Here is a 15360-nt window from a genome sequence, read left to right on the forward strand (position 1 = left end):
GCAGGGGATGACTACTACAGTGGTCCGTACGGTGCTGAAAAGGCCACGTCCACCGGCGTGGCTGCCTCATCACCGCCGACGCAGCAGTCGAGGGAGTGGGAATGTTCGAGAGGTTCACCGACCGCGCGAGGCGGGTGGTTGTGCTGGCCCAGGAAGAGGCCAGGATGCTCAACCACAACTACATCGGCACCGAGCACATCCTTCTTGGTCTGATCCACGAGGGTGAGGGTGTCGCTGCCAAGGCGCTCGAGTCCCTGGGGATCGCGCTCGAGGGTGTCCGCCAGCAGGTCGAGGAGATCATTGGCCAGGGTCAGCAGGCGCCGAGCGGGCACATCCCGTTCACGCCGCGCGCGAAGAAGGTGCTTGAGCTCTCGCTGCGCGAGGCGCTGCAGCTCGGCCACAACTACATCGGCACCGAGCACATCCTGCTCGGCCTCATCCGTGAGGGTGAGGGCGTGGCCGCGCAGGTCCTCGTCAAGCTCGGCGCCGACCTCAACCGCGTGCGCCAGCAGGTGCTGCAGCTGCTGTCCGGCTACCAGGGCAAGGAACCTGCCGAGGCAGGTGGCGGCCGCGGCGAAGGGACCCCGTCGTCCTCGCTGGTGCTCGACCAGTTCGGTCGCAACCTGACCCAGTCGGCACGGGAAGGCAAGCTGGACCCGGTCATCGGGCGCAGCAAGGAGATCGAGCGGGTCATGCAGGTGCTGTCCCGCCGCACCAAGAACAACCCCGTGCTGGTCGGCGAGGCCGGTGTCGGCAAGACCGCGGTGGTCGAGGGGCTCGCCCAGGCCGTCGTCAAGGGCGAGGTCCCGGAGACGCTGAAAGAGAAGCAGCTCTACACCCTCGACCTCGGCTCGCTCGTCGCCGGGTCGCGGTACCGCGGTGACTTCGAGGAGCGCTTGAAGAAGGTGCTCAAGGAGATCAAGACGCGCGGCGACATCATCCTGTTCATCGACGAGCTGCACACCCTGGTCGGTGCCGGTGCCGCCGAGGGCGCCATCGACGCGGCCAGCATCCTCAAGCCGATGCTCGCCCGTGGTGAGCTGCAGACCATCGGCGCCACCACGCTCGAGGAGTACAAGAAGCACGTCGAGAAGGACGCCGCACTGGAGCGCCGCTTCCAGCCCATCCAGGTCAACGAGCCCTCGCTGGAGCACACCATCGAGATCCTCAAGGGGCTGCGGGACCGCTACGAGGCGCACCACCGTGTCTCGATCACCGACTCGGCGCTGGTCGCGGCTTCCACACTGGCCGACCGTTACATCAACGACCGGTACTTGCCGGACAAGGCGATCGACCTCATCGATGAGGCGGGTGCGCGGATGCGGATCCGCAGGATGACCGCGCCGCCGGACCTGCGCGAGTTCGACGAGAAGATCGCCGACGTGCGGCGGGAGAAGGAGTCGGCGATAGACGCGCAGGACTTCGAGCGGGCCGCGTCGCTGCGCGACGAGGAGAAGACCCTGCTCAGCCAGAAGTCCGAGCGTGAGAAGCAGTGGAAGGACGGCGACCTGGACGTCGTCACCGAGGTCGACGACGAGCAGATCGCCGAGGTGTTGGCCCACTGGACGGGTATCCCGGTCTTCAAGCTCACCGAAGAGGAGACCACCCGGCTGCTCCGCATGGAGGACGAGCTGCACAAGCGGATCATCGGCCAGGACGACGCGGTCAAGGCCGTCGCTCAGGCGATCCGCCGGACCCGCGCCGGGCTGAAGGATCCCAAGCGTCCATCGGGGTCGTTCATCTTCGCCGGTCCCTCCGGTGTCGGGAAGACCGAGCTGTCCAAGGCGTTGGCGAACTTCCTGTTCGGTGAGGACGACGCCCTCATCCAGATCGACATGGGTGAGTTCCACGACCGCTACACCGCATCGCGGCTGTTCGGTGCTCCCCCCGGCTACGTCGGCTACGAGGAGGGCGGCCAGCTCACCGAGAAGGTTCGCCGTAAGCCGTTCTCCGTGGTGCTCTTCGACGAGATCGAGAAGGCCCACCAGGAGATCTACAACACGCTGTTGCAGGTGCTCGAGGACGGCAGGCTCACCGATGGTCAGGGCCGCACAGTCGACTTCAAGAACACCGTGCTCATCTTCACGTCGAACCTGGGTACCCAGGACATTTCCAAGTCGGTGAGCTTGGGCTTCTCTTCCGGCGGTAGCGAGGAAACCCGCTACGACAAGATGAAGCAGAAGGTCAACGAGGAAATGAAGAAGCATTTCCGGCCGGAGTTCCTCAACCGCATCGACGACGTGATCGTGTTCCACCAGCTCACCAGGGAGCAGATCATCGAGATGGTCGACCTGATGACCGAGCGGGTCGAGACGCAGCTGAAGAAGAAGGACATGGCGCTGGAGCTGACCGATCGGGCCAAGCAGGTCGTCGCCAAGCGTGGTTTCGATCCGGTGCTCGGTGCGCGGCCACTGCGGCGCACCATCCAGCACGAGATCGAGGACCAGCTGTCCGAGAAGATCCTCTTCGGCGAGATCGAGTCCGGCCAGATCGTCGTCGTCGACGTGGAGAACTACGACGAGGAGACGGGCAGGCACGAAGACGCCTACTTCGTCTTCCGCGGCGAGACTCGCCCCGCCGACGTGCCCGACGCACCCCCGGTCGACGTCGCGGCGACCGGCGGTGAGGGCAGCGGCGGCAGCGAGAGCGGCGAGGCCTCCGAGTCGTAAGTTGTCGACCATACCAAGGGCCGGCCCTGAAAGGGGCCGGCCCTTGGTATGCGGGTCGGCTGCCGACCGGGAAACTGGGAACCATCTCCACTGAACCATCGTGGTGTATCTGCCGACATTCGCATAAGGAACCCCGAGCAAGTGCCGATATTAGGGGATCGGCAAGCTTTCTGCTGTAGTGCAGCAGTGCCTGACCACGTTACGCAGCTGCTCCGTTTGACGTACACGTTTAGTTCTATTTTTTGAGTTGTGTGACTTGGTTGCTATTGGTAGTGTTTTTTGTGACTGGGATGGCCTAAGTTTCATCTGGGGGTGAGCTTCCGCTCGTATTCGATCTCATTTATGAGAGATTTTTTGTTTTCCCGTATTGCTACAGGGAATCGATATTATGTTTGACTGGGGAAGGAGTCTTGGTATGCCTCGTGTACGTCGTACTGTCGCGGCCATGGCAGCATGTACAGGTCTCTAGCGTTGCCGGGAGCCGCAGCGGCTCAGGAGAGCGCACTCGATGGCCCGGATGGGGTTGAGCCGCTCGCAAGTGACAGCAACAGCTCGCCCTTCACCAATAGTGCTGCGCTGAATGCGAACATCTGGACGGAGAGCGCAGTGTCGCGAAGTCGGGATTATAATACGTCCGCTGTCATTGAAGGTGGGCACTCCCCTGTTTCGGGGTCGGATTGGGTTCGGAACACCACCACGATCGATGGCTACGGGCTCGGTGCGAGTGTGGACGCGTTCGGTGACAGTGGTTCCAGTGTGAGTACCACTTGGACCAACAGCGGTGGCCAGCGAGGCTCGTACTTGTCTGGTAACTTCTCTGTAAATTGGCGCACAGTATGGACGGAGAATACAGTGACAGCGGCTGCGTTTTATAATGGGCAAACAGTTACGGTAAATGCGAACACAACGTCACTTTTCTGATAAGGTCTTTGATCTTACGTGAGTGTGTCGGCTGAGAAGTCGGCGGGTGGTCGCCCCTGGCTGGGGCGGCCACCCGCCCGGTACGGCTCACCCTTGGTGTTGATCGTGTTGTTGGTCGGCTTCCTGCTGATCGATCCGTTGCGATGGTGGTGGCGGGAGCTACCGTTAGATGCAGCACAACAAGAGTTGGCCGAGGACCTGCTGTCGTTACGGGATTCCGCCGGGCTGTACAAGCATCCTGCGGCTGACGGGGTGGGGGTGCCTCGTTCGAGGCCAGCACGTACGTCTTCGAGGTACTGGCTGAGGTCGGCGAATTGCCGGAGTCAGGTTCGATCGACCGCCTCGATGAGCTCGCGAGCCAGGTTGTGGCGGAAGAGCCGGTGTGGGGGCAGTGGTGGGTGGCGCAGACCCTGCGGCACTGGCCGGACGCGCGGGATCTACTGCGACAGCACGTGGACATGTCGGCGATGCGGCTGGATCGGGACGATTCGCAACGCTGGATAGCGGAGGTCGCCGCGATGCTCGAGGTAGCCCAGCTCGCGGACGTCCCGCTGGCCGCCGAGCGTCGGCAGCGGTTGCTCGACGAACTGCCTCAGCGGGTTGACGAGGTGTCTCGTCCTTACGCACAGTGCCGAGCACTGGATGCCGCGGCGATCCTGGACGACGGCCGCGACTGGACCACGGGGATCGAGGTGCCGCCCGTGCCGGAGGTGCATGATCTGTCGAGCATGATGAACTTGTACGGAGCACTGTGCGTGGAGCGGCACGTGACCGGGCAAGTGGCTCCCACGCGTGCTGCGGACGCCCGGCAGCTCGTTAGCCCTGTGTTGGATGATCCGGCCGACTTGGATGACCCGCTCGTCGGGTTCGCCTCGCGTGTGTGGCTCGAAGCGTCAGGGGATACTGCCGCGTTGTCCGGTCTGGTTGGGCAGAGTGCTGATCGGATCGATGACGAATCCGGACTGCTCAGGAAGCGAGTCCATGCGTTCGGTACGTTGCGGACCACCTACCTCGTGGCATGGCTCGCTTCCTACGCACAGGCGGCTGAGGAAATTCTCGGACCGGAAACCCGCGAGGCGGTGCGTGAAGAGATCAACGAGGCACGGCGCCGGGGTGCGGACCTCGATGTCGCCTACGGTGCGACGACACTGCTTCAGGTTGACGACGTCGACGACGAGCTCCGCGCGGAGGCCTCCGCGACATTGCGCCGGAAGTTGGAGGGACCGCTGTTCCGTGAGCAGCTCGACTCGGTGTGGATGCTGGTCAATATGCTACAGCAGCTGGGCGGCGAGGTGCCGCAGTTACACGTCCCTGAGCCGTTTCCGGTACGCGATGACGAGGATCGCTACCAGGCATGGACGTTACTCGGCCTACGACCCTTCGTTGCGCAGGAAAAGCAGGAACGGATTACGGAGTACTATCGAGATTTGCTGGACGATACCCCTGACCTGTTGCGAGCCGGGTACGAGGAGCTCACCCTTCGTGAGCTCCTTGCTGGGGTCGCTGCGATCGCTGGAGACCTACCGCAATCCGAATACAATGCGCTACTGGATGACGCCTATACATGGACGACGGAGCTGCGTGGCTGCCAGGGATTTACCCGGCTGTACCGGCCTGATCGCGGGACATCGGAGTGTGGCCTGGCGACTACTGCCTTGGTGATCCGTGAAGGGTTGGACCATAGATGACAACAGCTGGAAGCGAGTCTCAGCTCGCACCCGATCCGGGCGTCCAGTTGAGCGGCATCACGAAGTCGTTTCCCGGGTGTTCGGTGCTTAGGGATGTCTCGTTGACTGCCGATCGGGGCGAGGTGTTGTGGATTCGAGGAGCATCCGGGGCGGGTAAGTCCACGTTGCTCGGTATCATCGGTCTGCTCATACGCCCGGATGCTGGCCAGGTGTGGTTGGCGGGACAGCGTGCAGATCTGCGGTCGAATCCGCATGCCGCGCGGCTCCGGGCTCGGTTGCTCGGATTCGTCTTTCAACACCATCACCTGCTCTCAGCGTTGACCGCACAGGAGAACGTGCTCATCGCGGGGCACGGAGCGCGACAGTCGATCCGCAATCGGGCTGCGGATCTGTTGGAGGAGTTCGCGGTCGCGGATCGGGGCGATGCACGTGCCGAAGAGCTCTCCGGCGGGGAGCGCCAGCGGGTTGGTTTGGCTCGTGCGTTGATCAATGACCCGCCGGTCGTGCTCGCCGATGAGCCAATCTCGGGACTCGACGAGACGGCAGCTCGTAAGGTGCTCGATACGTTTTCCAGCGTCGCACGCTCCGGTCGGACCGTAGTGATCGCTTCACATGACGCTGCTGTTGGGCGCGTAGCAGACCGCGTCGCTTATCTCGATGCTGGACGTCTGACGACGAGCGCGGAGGAGGTGCGTTAGAGATCATGTTCGACGGCTTGCTTGTTCGTCGTCACGTCCGTTCCGATCTGCGTCGTCAACGTAGCTTGCTTGTGCTGAGTGCTGTGGGGGTAGTCCTCGTGATCTGGGTGATGATGGTGGGTGATGCTGCTCAGCAGCATACCCAGGAACAGGTCACGGAGACTGGCGCGTACCGTAGCGTCACCGTGTCGTCCGAGCATATCGGTGACGTGCGGCCGGTGACACGCGATGCGCTGGAGGAGATGGGCCGGATTCCCGGTGTGCGGCAAGTACAGCCCTGGGTACAGGAAGGCTTCCTATTCACTGACCAGTCCGTTCCCGCCGGTGCGCTCTGGGCTACACCGCACATTGACGTTGGCCAACCCCCGATCGTGCAAGCCATTCGGGACCCCGTGTTGCCACTGCAACCTAACGAGGTGATCCTGCCTGACCGTTTCGAAGGCCAAGCCCTGGCCGAGTACCTGGGCGATACTCTGGAAATCGAGTACACCGAACGCAGCGGCCCCGAAACTGGCGAGCCTGCGTACCGTGATGTGCGGGTCGTCGGAGTCTACGATTCAGGCTTCGGGAATCCCGACGGGCCGGGAGCCGCCTACTTCGCGCATGAAACCGCGATCGAGATCGCGGCTGCCAGGGAGGGAGTTCCTCCCGGATCGTTGGGTACCCGTGTTCCGTTTCCGAAAGCGATTGTGGAAGCCGAATCCGGCGACGAGGTCCTCGGCGTGCAACGCGCGCTCACTGAACGTGGATTCTATGCCGAGAGCTTGCAAGGGCAACTTACTGGCCTCGGTGAGTCCGTCACTGTTGTGGAGCTCCTCGGGTGGAGCTTGCTCGGTGTCGTCGGTCTGTACTGCTTGGGCTCCGGTATTTCGATTGGCGCGAACGTCGCCCGTACTCGGCGGCGCGACATTGGCGTCCTGACCGCTATGGGGTTCACTCGCACCCGGATTACCGGCACGTTGCTAGGCGAGCTCGCCACATACGGGCTGCTCGCCGGGCTAGTGGGAGTCGCCGTCGGAACGGCAACGGGAGCTATCGGTTCGACTCTGCTCGCCGGGGAGAACATCCTTGGCGTCTCAGTTCCCGATGAGATTCTGTTCCCGGATTGGAGTATCCTATTCGGCCTCCTGGGGTTCCCCGCTGCCGCACTGATGCTCGGCGGGGTGTATCCGGCCTACAGGGCAGCGGGCCTTCCCGCCGACACCGCACTCCGAGAGGAGTGATCATTCCTGTTATCGGTGCGACCGCCGGACGACCTCCCGTAGCCGCCGGTCGATCTCCTGCAGCGCTTCGAGCGCACCGGTGGGCAGCGAGGTCCCCGAGCGCGTCTCCGGTTCCCGCGGGTTGATGCGGATCAGCGCGCCAGACGTGGCAGTGGCGGCCTCGGCGTAGCGGCGCACGGTGGGGACCGCCGTGCCTGCACCGAGCTCGATCACCACCAGCGACCTCCGCTCCCGCTGCCAGGCGCGTAGCCGCGTCAGCTGCTCCTGGCTCCGGTCGGCGATCCAATCGGCGTCGCCGAACATGAGGATGTTGGGGCGGGCGGCGGCACCACAACCGGGACAGCTCGGCAGTGGTGGCCGGGCTCGCATCGTGTCCGGATCGATGGTCACCGAGTACCCGTCGGCGGGCCAGATCTCACCGGTGCATCCTGCGAGGCACTGCAGGTGGTGGATGGAGCCGTGCGCCTCGCAGACCTGCTCGTGCGGGAAACCGGCCCGCTGGAACTGGCCGTCGACGTTCGAGGTGAACACCCGTACACCACCACCGGTGCGCTGACCCCACTGCCGCAGCAGCCCGAAACCGCGGTGAGGCTCGGTGCGGCGGTAGAGCTCGAGGCGGTGACCGTAGAAACCCCAGGCGAACTCGGGGTCGGTCGCGAAGTGCGCGGGATCTGCCAGGTCGGTGAAACCCAGCCCGAGCCTGGCATAGGGCGGGTAGGCGCGCCAGAAACCTTCGTTGCCACGGAAGTCGGGCAGCCCGGAATCGACCCCCATGCCCGCACCCGCGCAAACCAGCAAACCGTCGGCGGCGGCGACGAGCTCGGCGGCATCCGCGTATCTCGTGGACAGCGCGGTCACCGTCAGGTGTGCTCCTGCTGGCCCGTGGGCTCCTCACCGCTGGCGACCGGCTCGCTGCGCAGCACCACCTCGAACTCGAGCAGGCTCGCACCGGTGGCCACCGGCTGGCGCTGCTCACCGGCGTGCGCTTCCTTCGCTGGGCCGTTGGCCCAATTCTGGAAGTCCTCCTCCGTCTCCCACTTGGTGTAGACGAAGTAGCGGCTCTCATTACCTGTGGGGCGGAGGAGCTCGAAGCCGAGGAAACCGGGTGCGGAGTCGACGGTGCGGGCGCGTTCGGCGAACCGGCGTTCCAGCTCGGGGCCGGAGCCTTCGGGGACCTCGATCGCGTTGATCTTTACGACAGCCATGCGCCAAGGGTAAGCCGCCAGGGGGCAGATCACATCCGCGGGCTGCCCGCGAGCTTCGGCCACAGGTCGGCACCGAGCATGCCGGGCTCGTCTCCGTGCGTGCTGCCGCAGCACGTCGCGGTTTCCGCGCCGTACCTGCGGCCGAGCTCCACGACCGCGTCCCTGGTTACCTCCCCGAAGACCCCGTCCGGTTCGACGTCACGCGCGCCGTGATCGCGCAGCAGCCGCTGCGCCACCCGCACCTGCTCGCCCTGATCCCCTGGCCGGAGCAGTGGCCACTCTGACCGCGCAGGCCTGCCGCGTACCGGCCTGCCAAGCCGCCTGCCGACCTCGGCCCGTAGCTCGTCCAGCCGGGCGTAGAGCACGTCACCGGGGCACGCGGTGGTGTTGAAGTCGCGATGTCCCGCGATCCGCTCCGGCGGGATACCGTACCGGTCGGCGATGTAGGTGACCAGGTCGCACAGCGAGCTCCACAGCCGGTCCGGGACGTCCTCGGTGCGGTAGTCGCCCTCGTTCTCGATGCCGATGACCTCGTCGTTGTGCCCACCGACGTTGTTGCCCACCACGTGGTGCCTGCCGCCACGCAGGATCTCGAGGCTACGGTGGCGACCCTCGGTGATGTGACCACCCCGGCTGATGGTGAACTGCTGCCCGGAGTCGATCCAGCCGCGGGAGTCCATGTGGAAATCCTGGATCGAGCGGGAGATGCGGAAGGCGTGCCGCCGCGTGAAGTCCGAATTGTTGCCGGGGTTCACCGTATGATGCACCACGATGTAGGAAGGTGGGTAGCTCGCGACGTCGACGGGCTCCGCAGGTTCCCGTGCCAGCCACCGCTCGGTGCCGAATACCTGGGGTTCGGCTGCGGTGCCCGCAGAGCCCGACGGCTGCGCCACCGCGCTGGGAACGGCGGTGGCGCCGCCAGCGACGCCTGCCAGGAGCGTGAGGCCACCTCGCAGCGCCCAGCGCCGCGTGTGCCTCGACTCCGCTGCCATCTACTGCTCTCCCGGTAGCGCGAACCTGCCGTCCGCGGTCTGCTCGACGAGCCCGTCAGCCAGTAGTGAGTCTAAGCAGCGATCCCGCTGGCCGTCTTGTGGCCACACCGTGTCGAGCCGGGTTTTCGTCACCGGTTCCGCCGTATCGCGGAGCACGTCCAGCAGCAGTCCCCTGACCTGGCGATCTGTGCCGGCGAAACGCTGAACCGGCTTGGCGGGGCCGGTATAGGCGGGCTTGCCCGCCCGCTGCCACGCGCAGCTGGCGCGAACCGGGCAATCCTGGCAGCGCGGCGACCGCGCTGTGCACACCAGTGCGCCGAGCTCCATCAGGGCAGCGGAGAACCGGGCTGCCCGTTCCTGGGATGCGGGCAGCAGCTCGTCGACGTCGGTCAGGTCCTTGGTGCTCGTCGACGGTCCGGCATCACCCGCACCGTGCACGGCCCGTGCCACGACCCGGCGCACGTTGGTGTCGACCACCGGGACGCGCCGTCCGTAGGCGAAGGCGGCCACCGCCCTCGCGGTGTAGGTGCCGATTCCCGGTAGCGCCTCGAGGGCTGCTACGTCGGCTGGAACCGTGTCGTCATGCTGTTCGGCTATCGCGCTCGCCGCCGCGTGCAGTCGCAGCGCGCGGCGCGGGTAGCCGAGTTTGCCCCACGCGCGCAGCACCTCGGCCTGGCTGGCACCGGCGAGCGCGGCCGGACTCGGCCAGCGACGCAGCCATTCCTGCCAGACGGGCAGCACCCGTGCCACCGGGGTCTGCTGCAGCATGATCTCGCTGACCAGCACGCCCCACGCCGCGCAGTCCGGCGATCGCCACGGCAGGTCCCGCGCGTGGTCGTCGAACCAGTCGATGAGGATGTCGGGATCGATGGTCATGGTACGGCGATGGTAGCCCTACCATGATCACGCCTGTGCCAGGTGGCGCTCAGCTCACCTCGGTGAGCTTCCCGGAATCGATATCCAGGACGAAGCCACGTACCTGGTCGGCGTGCGGCAGGAAGTGACTGCTGCGGACCCGCCGGACCGAGCGCCGCACGCTCTCGTACACGTCGGCGAAGGCCTCGACCGACCACGTCGGCCGCACGCCGGTGGCGGACTCCAGTTCGTCCTTGAAGCCGTCTTCGGTGACCGTGCCGACGCCACAGCCGGTGTGTTGGACGACCATCACCTCGCGGGTCTGCAGCTTGCGCTGGCTCAGCGCCAGCGAGCGGATCACGTCGTCGGTGACGATTCCGCCCGCGTTGCGCAGGACGTGGGCCTCGCCGGTGTGCAAGCCCAGCACCTCGTACGGGCTGATCCGGGTGTCCATGCAGGTCACGACGGCCACGTTGCGCGAAGGCACGGCTGAGGACCCACCGGTGGTTGCCGGGACGGTGCGCTCGGCGTTGCGGTTGAGGAGTTCGTCGGTGGTTGTCACGGCGGTTCCCTTCGGCTATCGGTGGTTCGCTGAGCTATTGCATCCCGTGCATATGTGTTCCGGCAATACAGTTGGACGCAGGTCACCCCGAGCGTTGCCGGGCTGTTACAGGCCGAACCAGTGCTGCTCCGTGGTGCGGGGCTGTGCCGAGGTGGTGCCGATTTTCAGCTCGGTTTCCAGGGTGATGACCTGAGCGGAGCCCGGGGCGGTTCCGGTGGTGCGGGTCGGGTCGAGCAGCAGGTCCCCCGCGGCGCGGCCCTTCTCCTTCACCGGCTGGTGCACCGTGGTCAGCCCAGCGCGTTCGGCGTCGGCGATGCCGTCGAAGCCGGTGACGGTGAGGTCGGCGGGCACCCGGAGACCCCTGCGCACGGCTTCCTCCAGCGCGCCGAGCGCGAGGATGTCCGAGGTGCAGATCAGTGCGGTGACCTGTGGTTCGGCTTCGAGGAGTTCGGCTGCGGCTGAGGCACCGTCGGCGACGGTATGGTCGAACCGCTCGACGACAGGGACCGTGGACCAGTCCACTCCCACGTTGTCGAAGGTCGTGGCCAGCGCGTTCAACCGGGTGCGCTGGATGTGGTAGTGCGCCTGGTGCTGCCGCAGCAAGGGTGCGGGGCCGTCGTTGCGGTCCTGGGACAGCCGCATGCACAGCACGCCGATGGAGCGGTGGCCGAGCTCGATGATGTGGTTCGCGATGGAGGTCATGGCGGCCTCGTCATCGGGGCCGACCCGGTCCACCCCGTCGATCAACGGCTGGTCGATGATCACCGTCGGGACCGGCCGTTGCAGCACCCCGGCGAGGTGGGCGTCGTCGTCGGGCACCGAGTAGACGATGAAGCCGTCCACCCCCGCGCGGTGCACTGTCGAGACGTCGTCGTTGCCGGGGCCCGCGGGGAGCAGCTGCAGACCGATGCCACTGTCCTCGCAGGCGAGCGCGATGCCCTCGAGTACACCGAGCGCCACCGGGTCCCGGAAAGCGTAGGAGAGATTCTCGGTCAGCAGCAGACCAATGGCGCCCGCCTTGCGTGTACGCAGCGACCGGGCTACCGGATCCGGTCCGGGGTAGCCCAGCTTCTTCGCCGTCTCCAGGACGCGTCGCCGCAGCTCAGGGGAGAGCTGGTCGGGGCGGTTGTACGCGTTGGAGACGGTGGTACGTGACACGCCGAGTTCGGCCGCAAGCGACGCCAGTGTCGCTTGCCGTCTGGTGCGTATCGGGCGGCTCATGAATGGAACCGTAACGGTTCAGAAGCCGATTCAGAAGCCGAGGGTTGCGGGCCGGGCTATAGCCGTACCGGCAATGAGCTCCGGTGTCCAGCGCACCCGGCGTGATGAAGTCACGATATCGATATAGCGACAACATTGGTCCTCGTACGGGCTGCCCGATTGCCGGCTGGCTCTCGCCGTGCAACAGCGGCGCTTCACGTATTCGGGTGCCGTTCGTATGCGCGGTTTCCGTTTTCGTCGCCGTGCGCTGTATCACGCAGAGTGCTGACATCTCGGCTTCATCGCCCGGACGGTGTAAGATAAATCGACAACCGTTTCCATTATCGATTGGTACCGCGTGCCCGAACTGTATGGAGTCTGATGCGATGACCACGACCGAACGAGCCGATAAGCGATGGAGGCTGCTGAGCACGACGTCCGCGCTGAGCGCAGCCGCACTCGTCGCCGCGGCCTGTGCAGCCGAGGGGGACGAGGAGTCAGGCGGCCAAGGTGGTGGCGAGATCTCCGTCGCCGCGTCTACGACCGCTTGGGGAAGTGTGGTGGAGGCCGTCGGGGGGGACCACGTCGATGTCGCTTCGATCATCGAGGATCCGGCGGTCGATCCACACACCTACGAGAGCACCCCGGAGGACGGGCTGATCGCCGCCGAGGCGGACCTGATGGTCTATAACGGCGGCGGCTTCGATCCCTTCGCCGAGCAGTTCGCCGAGCAGGAAGACGACCTGCTGACGATCGAGGCGTTCAAGTTGTCCGGGCTCGCTGAGGACGGTCACGAGGACGAGCATGGCCACGAGGACGAGCATGGCCACGAGGACGAGCATGGCCACGAGGACGAGCATGGCCACGAGGACGAGCATGGCCACGAGGACGAGCATGGCCACGAGGACGAGCACGGCCACGAGGACGAGCACGGCCACGGCCACGATCACGGGCACGGGGTGAACGAGCACGTCTGGTACCACCTCGACACGGTCAAGGCGGTTGCGGAGGAGGTCGCGCACGAGCTGGGCGAGCTGAGTTCCGAGCACCGCGAGGAGTTCGAGGACAATGCCGCTGAGTTCATCACCGAACTCGACGGGTTGGAGGAGCAGCTGCACGAGTTGGGCGAGGCTCACCCCGACCTGACCGTGATCGCCACCGAGCCGGTTGCCTACTACCTGCTTGAGTCCGCGCACATCGACGACATCACGCCGCAGGACTTCAGCGACGCTATCGAGGCGCATTCCGACGTCCCCGCTGCGGCGCAGGACGAGGTGTTGCAGGCCATCGGCAACGGCGAGATCGACGTGCTGATCAACAACCCGCAGACGGACACGCCCGTCACCCGGACGGTGGTGTCCGAGGCCGAGGAGGCGGGAATCCCGGTTGTTGACATCAGCGAGACGTTGCCCGAGGGTGTTGCTGGCTATGTCGAATGGGTGGCTGGTCAACTGGATGAACTGGTGGCAGCGGCTGAGCAATGACGGACACAGCGGTCCAGGTCAGGGGTGCGAGCCTGAGCTTCGGCTCGCGCACCCTGTGGTCCGGTCTTGACCTCGACCTCGCGCGAGGCGAGTTCCTGGCTGTGCTCGGCCCGAACGGTTCGGGAAAGAGCAGCCTGCTGAAGGTGCTGCTCGGACAGCTGCCGCTCAGCGCGGGCTCGGTCGCCTTCCCCGGGGTGCGGCATACCCGCCGCGCCCCGGGGATCGGCTACATCCCCCAGCAGGGCACCACCGAGGAGGCACCTGTGGTGCGCGGTGTCGATCTCGTCGGTCTGGGCCTCGACGGGCACCGCTGGGGTGTGGGTGTGCGCGGCAGGAGGGTACGGGATCGCCGGATCGCTGAGGCGGTCGAGGCGGTCGGCGCGGCCCCGTTCGCGCACCAGCCGATCACTCGCCTCTCGGGCGGGGAACGGCAGCGGTTGCGGGTAGCGCAGGCCCTGGTTGGGGAGCCGAGCGTGCTCCTGTGCGACGAGCCGCTGCTTTCGCTCGACGTGACGCACCAGCGCAGCGTCGGTGAGCTGATCGACAAGCGTAGGCGGGACGCAGGCACCGCCGTCGTGTTCGTCACCCACGAGATCAACCCGGTACTTTCCTATGTGGATCGTGTGCTGTACTTCAACGCCGGAGACTTCCGTATCGGAGCCCCGGACGAGGTGATGAACTCCGCGACATTGACGGGCCTCTACAACACCCCCGTCGAGGTTGTCAGGATCGCCGGGCAGCTCCACGTCGCAGGGGCTCAGGTTGCACTGTGCGAGGACGAGCCGCACCATGTGGCGGAACGGGTGTCGTGATGGAGAACCTGTTCGACATCGAGCTCACCATGCGCCTACTCGGGCTGGACTTCGTGCAGAACGCGTTGCTCGCGGCCGCGCTGCTCGGCCTGGTGGCAGGTGCGCTTGGCCCGCTGATCGTGATGCGGCGGATGGCGTTCGCGGTGCACGGCACCGCCGAGCTCGCGTTCACCGGTGCCGCAGCCGCGTTGCTGCTTGGCCTGGTGTTCGAGGGGATGGCTGTCGAGTATGGCGCGATCGCCGGTGCGGTCGTCGCCGCGCTGCTCCTGGGGATCCTCGGCGGCAAGTCCTCCGAACGGGACTCGGTGATCGGTGTGGTGCTGGCCTTCGGTCTGGGTGTGGGGGTGTTGTTGCTGTGGCTCTACCCTGGCCGCGCCCACACCCAGCTCGGGTTGCTGATCGGCCAGGTCGTCTCGATCGACCGCAGCAACCTCGCGGTGTACGCCGTCAGCACCGTCGCGGTGCTGCTGGTGCTGGCACTGGTATACCGGCCGCTGCTGTTCGCGAGCGCTGATCCGGTGGTAGCGGCCGCACGTGGCGTGCCGGTAGCGTGGTTGACACCGCTGTTCGCGGTGCTCGTCGGAATCGCCACCGCTCTTGGCGTGCAGACGGTGGGGATGCTGCTGGTGCTCGCCCTGCTCGTCACACCTGCGGCCGCCGCATGCCGGGTGACGTCCAGCCCCACGCGGGCGATGGTACTCGCGATCATCTTCGCCGAGGTGGCCGTGCTGGGTGGCATCGTGCTCTCGCTCGCGCCCGGTGTACCGATCAGCGCGTTCGTGACCGCGATCTCGTTCGCGATCTACCTGGTGTGCAGGCTTGTGGAGTATCTACGCGGCAGGGTGCGAGTCGAACACGCCACGCTGTGAGGTCCCACCGTGTCAGGTGGGTTTCTCCGTCGTGGCCGGTGCGTTGTCGGGGTATCCAGGGTGGTGGGATGCAGGTTGGATGGCCGTCGGTTCCGATGTGGATGTTCCATTCGCTGTGGTGGATGCGTCGGTGGTGTTCGCCGCTGGGGAGGGCGGGGTTGTCGAGGTTGGTGGGTCCGCGG

The 15360-nt window shown here is 65.7% G+C and carries 13 protein-coding genes; 7 read left to right on the forward strand and 6 right to left on the reverse strand.

What is annotated here, in order from left to right; translation table 11 throughout:
- The first annotated feature begins 101 nt into the window (after positions 1-101).
- The 4 genes from F8178_RS02930 (at position 102) to F8178_RS02945 (ending at position 7199) form a co-directional block, all read left to right on the forward strand.
- Positions 102-2669: an ATP-dependent Clp protease ATP-binding subunit gene (locus tag F8178_RS02930; protein ID WP_317493019.1), complete on the forward strand. Its 2568-nt coding sequence runs from the start codon at positions 102-104 to the stop codon at positions 2667-2669.
- A 1235-nt stretch (positions 2670-3904) separates the two neighbouring features.
- Positions 3905-5278, forward strand: coding sequence for a hypothetical protein (locus F8178_RS02935; RefSeq protein ID WP_317493020.1), 1374 nt, complete (start codon positions 3905-3907; stop codon positions 5276-5278).
- Positions 5275-5976, forward strand: a complete 702-nt coding sequence (locus F8178_RS02940; RefSeq protein ID WP_317493021.1) for an ATP-binding cassette domain-containing protein — start codon at positions 5275-5277, stop codon at positions 5974-5976. Before F8178_RS02935 ends, F8178_RS02940 begins: the two co-directional genes overlap by 4 nt.
- 5 nt (positions 5977-5981) lie before the next feature.
- Positions 5982-7199: an ABC transporter permease gene (locus F8178_RS02945; protein WP_317493022.1), complete on the forward strand. Its 1218-nt coding sequence runs from the start codon at positions 5982-5984 to the stop codon at positions 7197-7199.
- Between the two features lie 9 nt (positions 7200-7208).
- Here F8178_RS02945 and F8178_RS02950 read toward each other — a convergent pair whose 3' ends face one another.
- From F8178_RS02950 to F8178_RS02975, 6 genes are all read right to left on the reverse strand, one after another.
- Positions 7209-8048: a Sir2 family NAD-dependent protein deacetylase gene (locus tag F8178_RS02950; protein WP_317493070.1), complete on the reverse strand. Its 840-nt coding sequence runs from the start codon at positions 8046-8048 to the stop codon at positions 7209-7211.
- An 11-nt stretch (positions 8049-8059) separates the two neighbouring features.
- Positions 8060-8404 carry an antibiotic biosynthesis monooxygenase gene (locus F8178_RS02955; RefSeq protein WP_317493023.1) on the reverse strand — a complete coding sequence of 115 codons (345 nt, stop codon included), beginning with the start codon at positions 8402-8404 and terminating at the stop codon, positions 8060-8062.
- Between the two features lie 29 nt (positions 8405-8433).
- Complete coding sequence (locus F8178_RS02960; RefSeq protein WP_317493024.1) at positions 8434-9396, reverse strand: N-acetylmuramoyl-L-alanine amidase; 963 nt, start codon at positions 9394-9396, stop codon at positions 8434-8436.
- Positions 9397-10272 (reverse strand): A/G-specific adenine glycosylase, encoded by an 876-nt coding sequence (locus tag F8178_RS02965; RefSeq protein ID WP_317493025.1) that lies wholly within the window; start codon positions 10270-10272, stop codon positions 9397-9399.
- Positions 10273-10321: 49 nt separating this feature from the next.
- Positions 10322-10813, reverse strand: coding sequence for a carbonic anhydrase (locus tag F8178_RS02970; protein WP_317493026.1), 492 nt, complete (start codon positions 10811-10813; stop codon positions 10322-10324).
- A gap of 105 nt (positions 10814-10918) precedes the next feature.
- On the reverse strand, positions 10919-12034 hold the full coding sequence (locus F8178_RS02975) for a LacI family DNA-binding transcriptional regulator (protein ID WP_317493027.1): 1116 nt from the start codon (positions 12032-12034) through the stop codon (positions 10919-10921).
- Positions 12035-12399: 365 nt separating this feature from the next.
- Between F8178_RS02975 and F8178_RS02980 the strand changes: the two genes are divergently transcribed.
- From F8178_RS02980 to F8178_RS02990, 3 genes are read left to right on the forward strand one after another with little or no spacing between them, the layout of a single operon-like run.
- Positions 12400-13497 (forward strand): metal ABC transporter solute-binding protein, Zn/Mn family, encoded by a 1098-nt coding sequence (locus F8178_RS02980; RefSeq protein WP_317493028.1) that lies wholly within the window; start codon positions 12400-12402, stop codon positions 13495-13497.
- Positions 13494-14309 carry an ATP-binding cassette domain-containing protein gene (locus F8178_RS02985; protein ID WP_317493029.1) on the forward strand — a complete coding sequence of 272 codons (816 nt, stop codon included), beginning with the start codon at positions 13494-13496 and terminating at the stop codon, positions 14307-14309. The genes F8178_RS02980 and F8178_RS02985 overlap by 4 nt, the downstream gene beginning before the upstream one ends.
- The gene (locus tag F8178_RS02990; protein WP_317493030.1) at positions 14309-15178 is read left to right on the forward strand and encodes a metal ABC transporter permease; all 870 of its coding nucleotides are present in this window, start codon (positions 14309-14311) and stop codon (positions 15176-15178) included. Before F8178_RS02985 ends, F8178_RS02990 begins: the two co-directional genes overlap by 1 nt.
- Positions 15179-15360: the final 182 nt, after the last annotated feature.

This window comes from Haloechinothrix sp. LS1_15, from assembly GCF_033042135.1.
Lineage (GTDB): Bacteria > Actinomycetota > Actinomycetes > Mycobacteriales > Pseudonocardiaceae > Haloechinothrix.

Coding starts and splice junctions, on each gene's coding strand:
- F8178_RS02965 (WP_317493025.1), bottom strand. CDS start 10,272: ATGACCATCGATCCCGACATCCTCATCGACTGGTTCGACGACCACGCG.
- F8178_RS02990 (WP_317493030.1), top strand. CDS start 14,309: ATGGAGAACCTGTTCGACATCGAGCTCACCATGCGCCTACTCGGGCTG.
- F8178_RS02940 (WP_317493021.1), top strand. CDS start 5,275: ATGACAACAGCTGGAAGCGAGTCTCAGCTCGCACCCGATCCGGGCGTC.
- F8178_RS02930 (WP_317493019.1), top strand. CDS start 102: ATGTTCGAGAGGTTCACCGACCGCGCGAGGCGGGTGGTTGTGCTGGCC.
- F8178_RS02960 (WP_317493024.1), bottom strand. CDS start 9,396: ATGGCAGCGGAGTCGAGGCACACGCGGCGCTGGGCGCTGCGAGGTGGC.
- F8178_RS02975 (WP_317493027.1), bottom strand. CDS start 12,034: ATGAGCCGCCCGATACGCACCAGACGGCAAGCGACACTGGCGTCGCTT.
- F8178_RS02945 (WP_317493022.1), top strand. CDS start 5,982: ATGTTCGACGGCTTGCTTGTTCGTCGTCACGTCCGTTCCGATCTGCGT.
- F8178_RS02955 (WP_317493023.1), bottom strand. CDS start 8,404: ATGGCTGTCGTAAAGATCAACGCGATCGAGGTCCCCGAAGGCTCCGGC.
- F8178_RS02985 (WP_317493029.1), top strand. CDS start 13,494: ATGACGGACACAGCGGTCCAGGTCAGGGGTGCGAGCCTGAGCTTCGGC.
- F8178_RS02980 (WP_317493028.1), top strand. CDS start 12,400: ATGACCACGACCGAACGAGCCGATAAGCGATGGAGGCTGCTGAGCACG.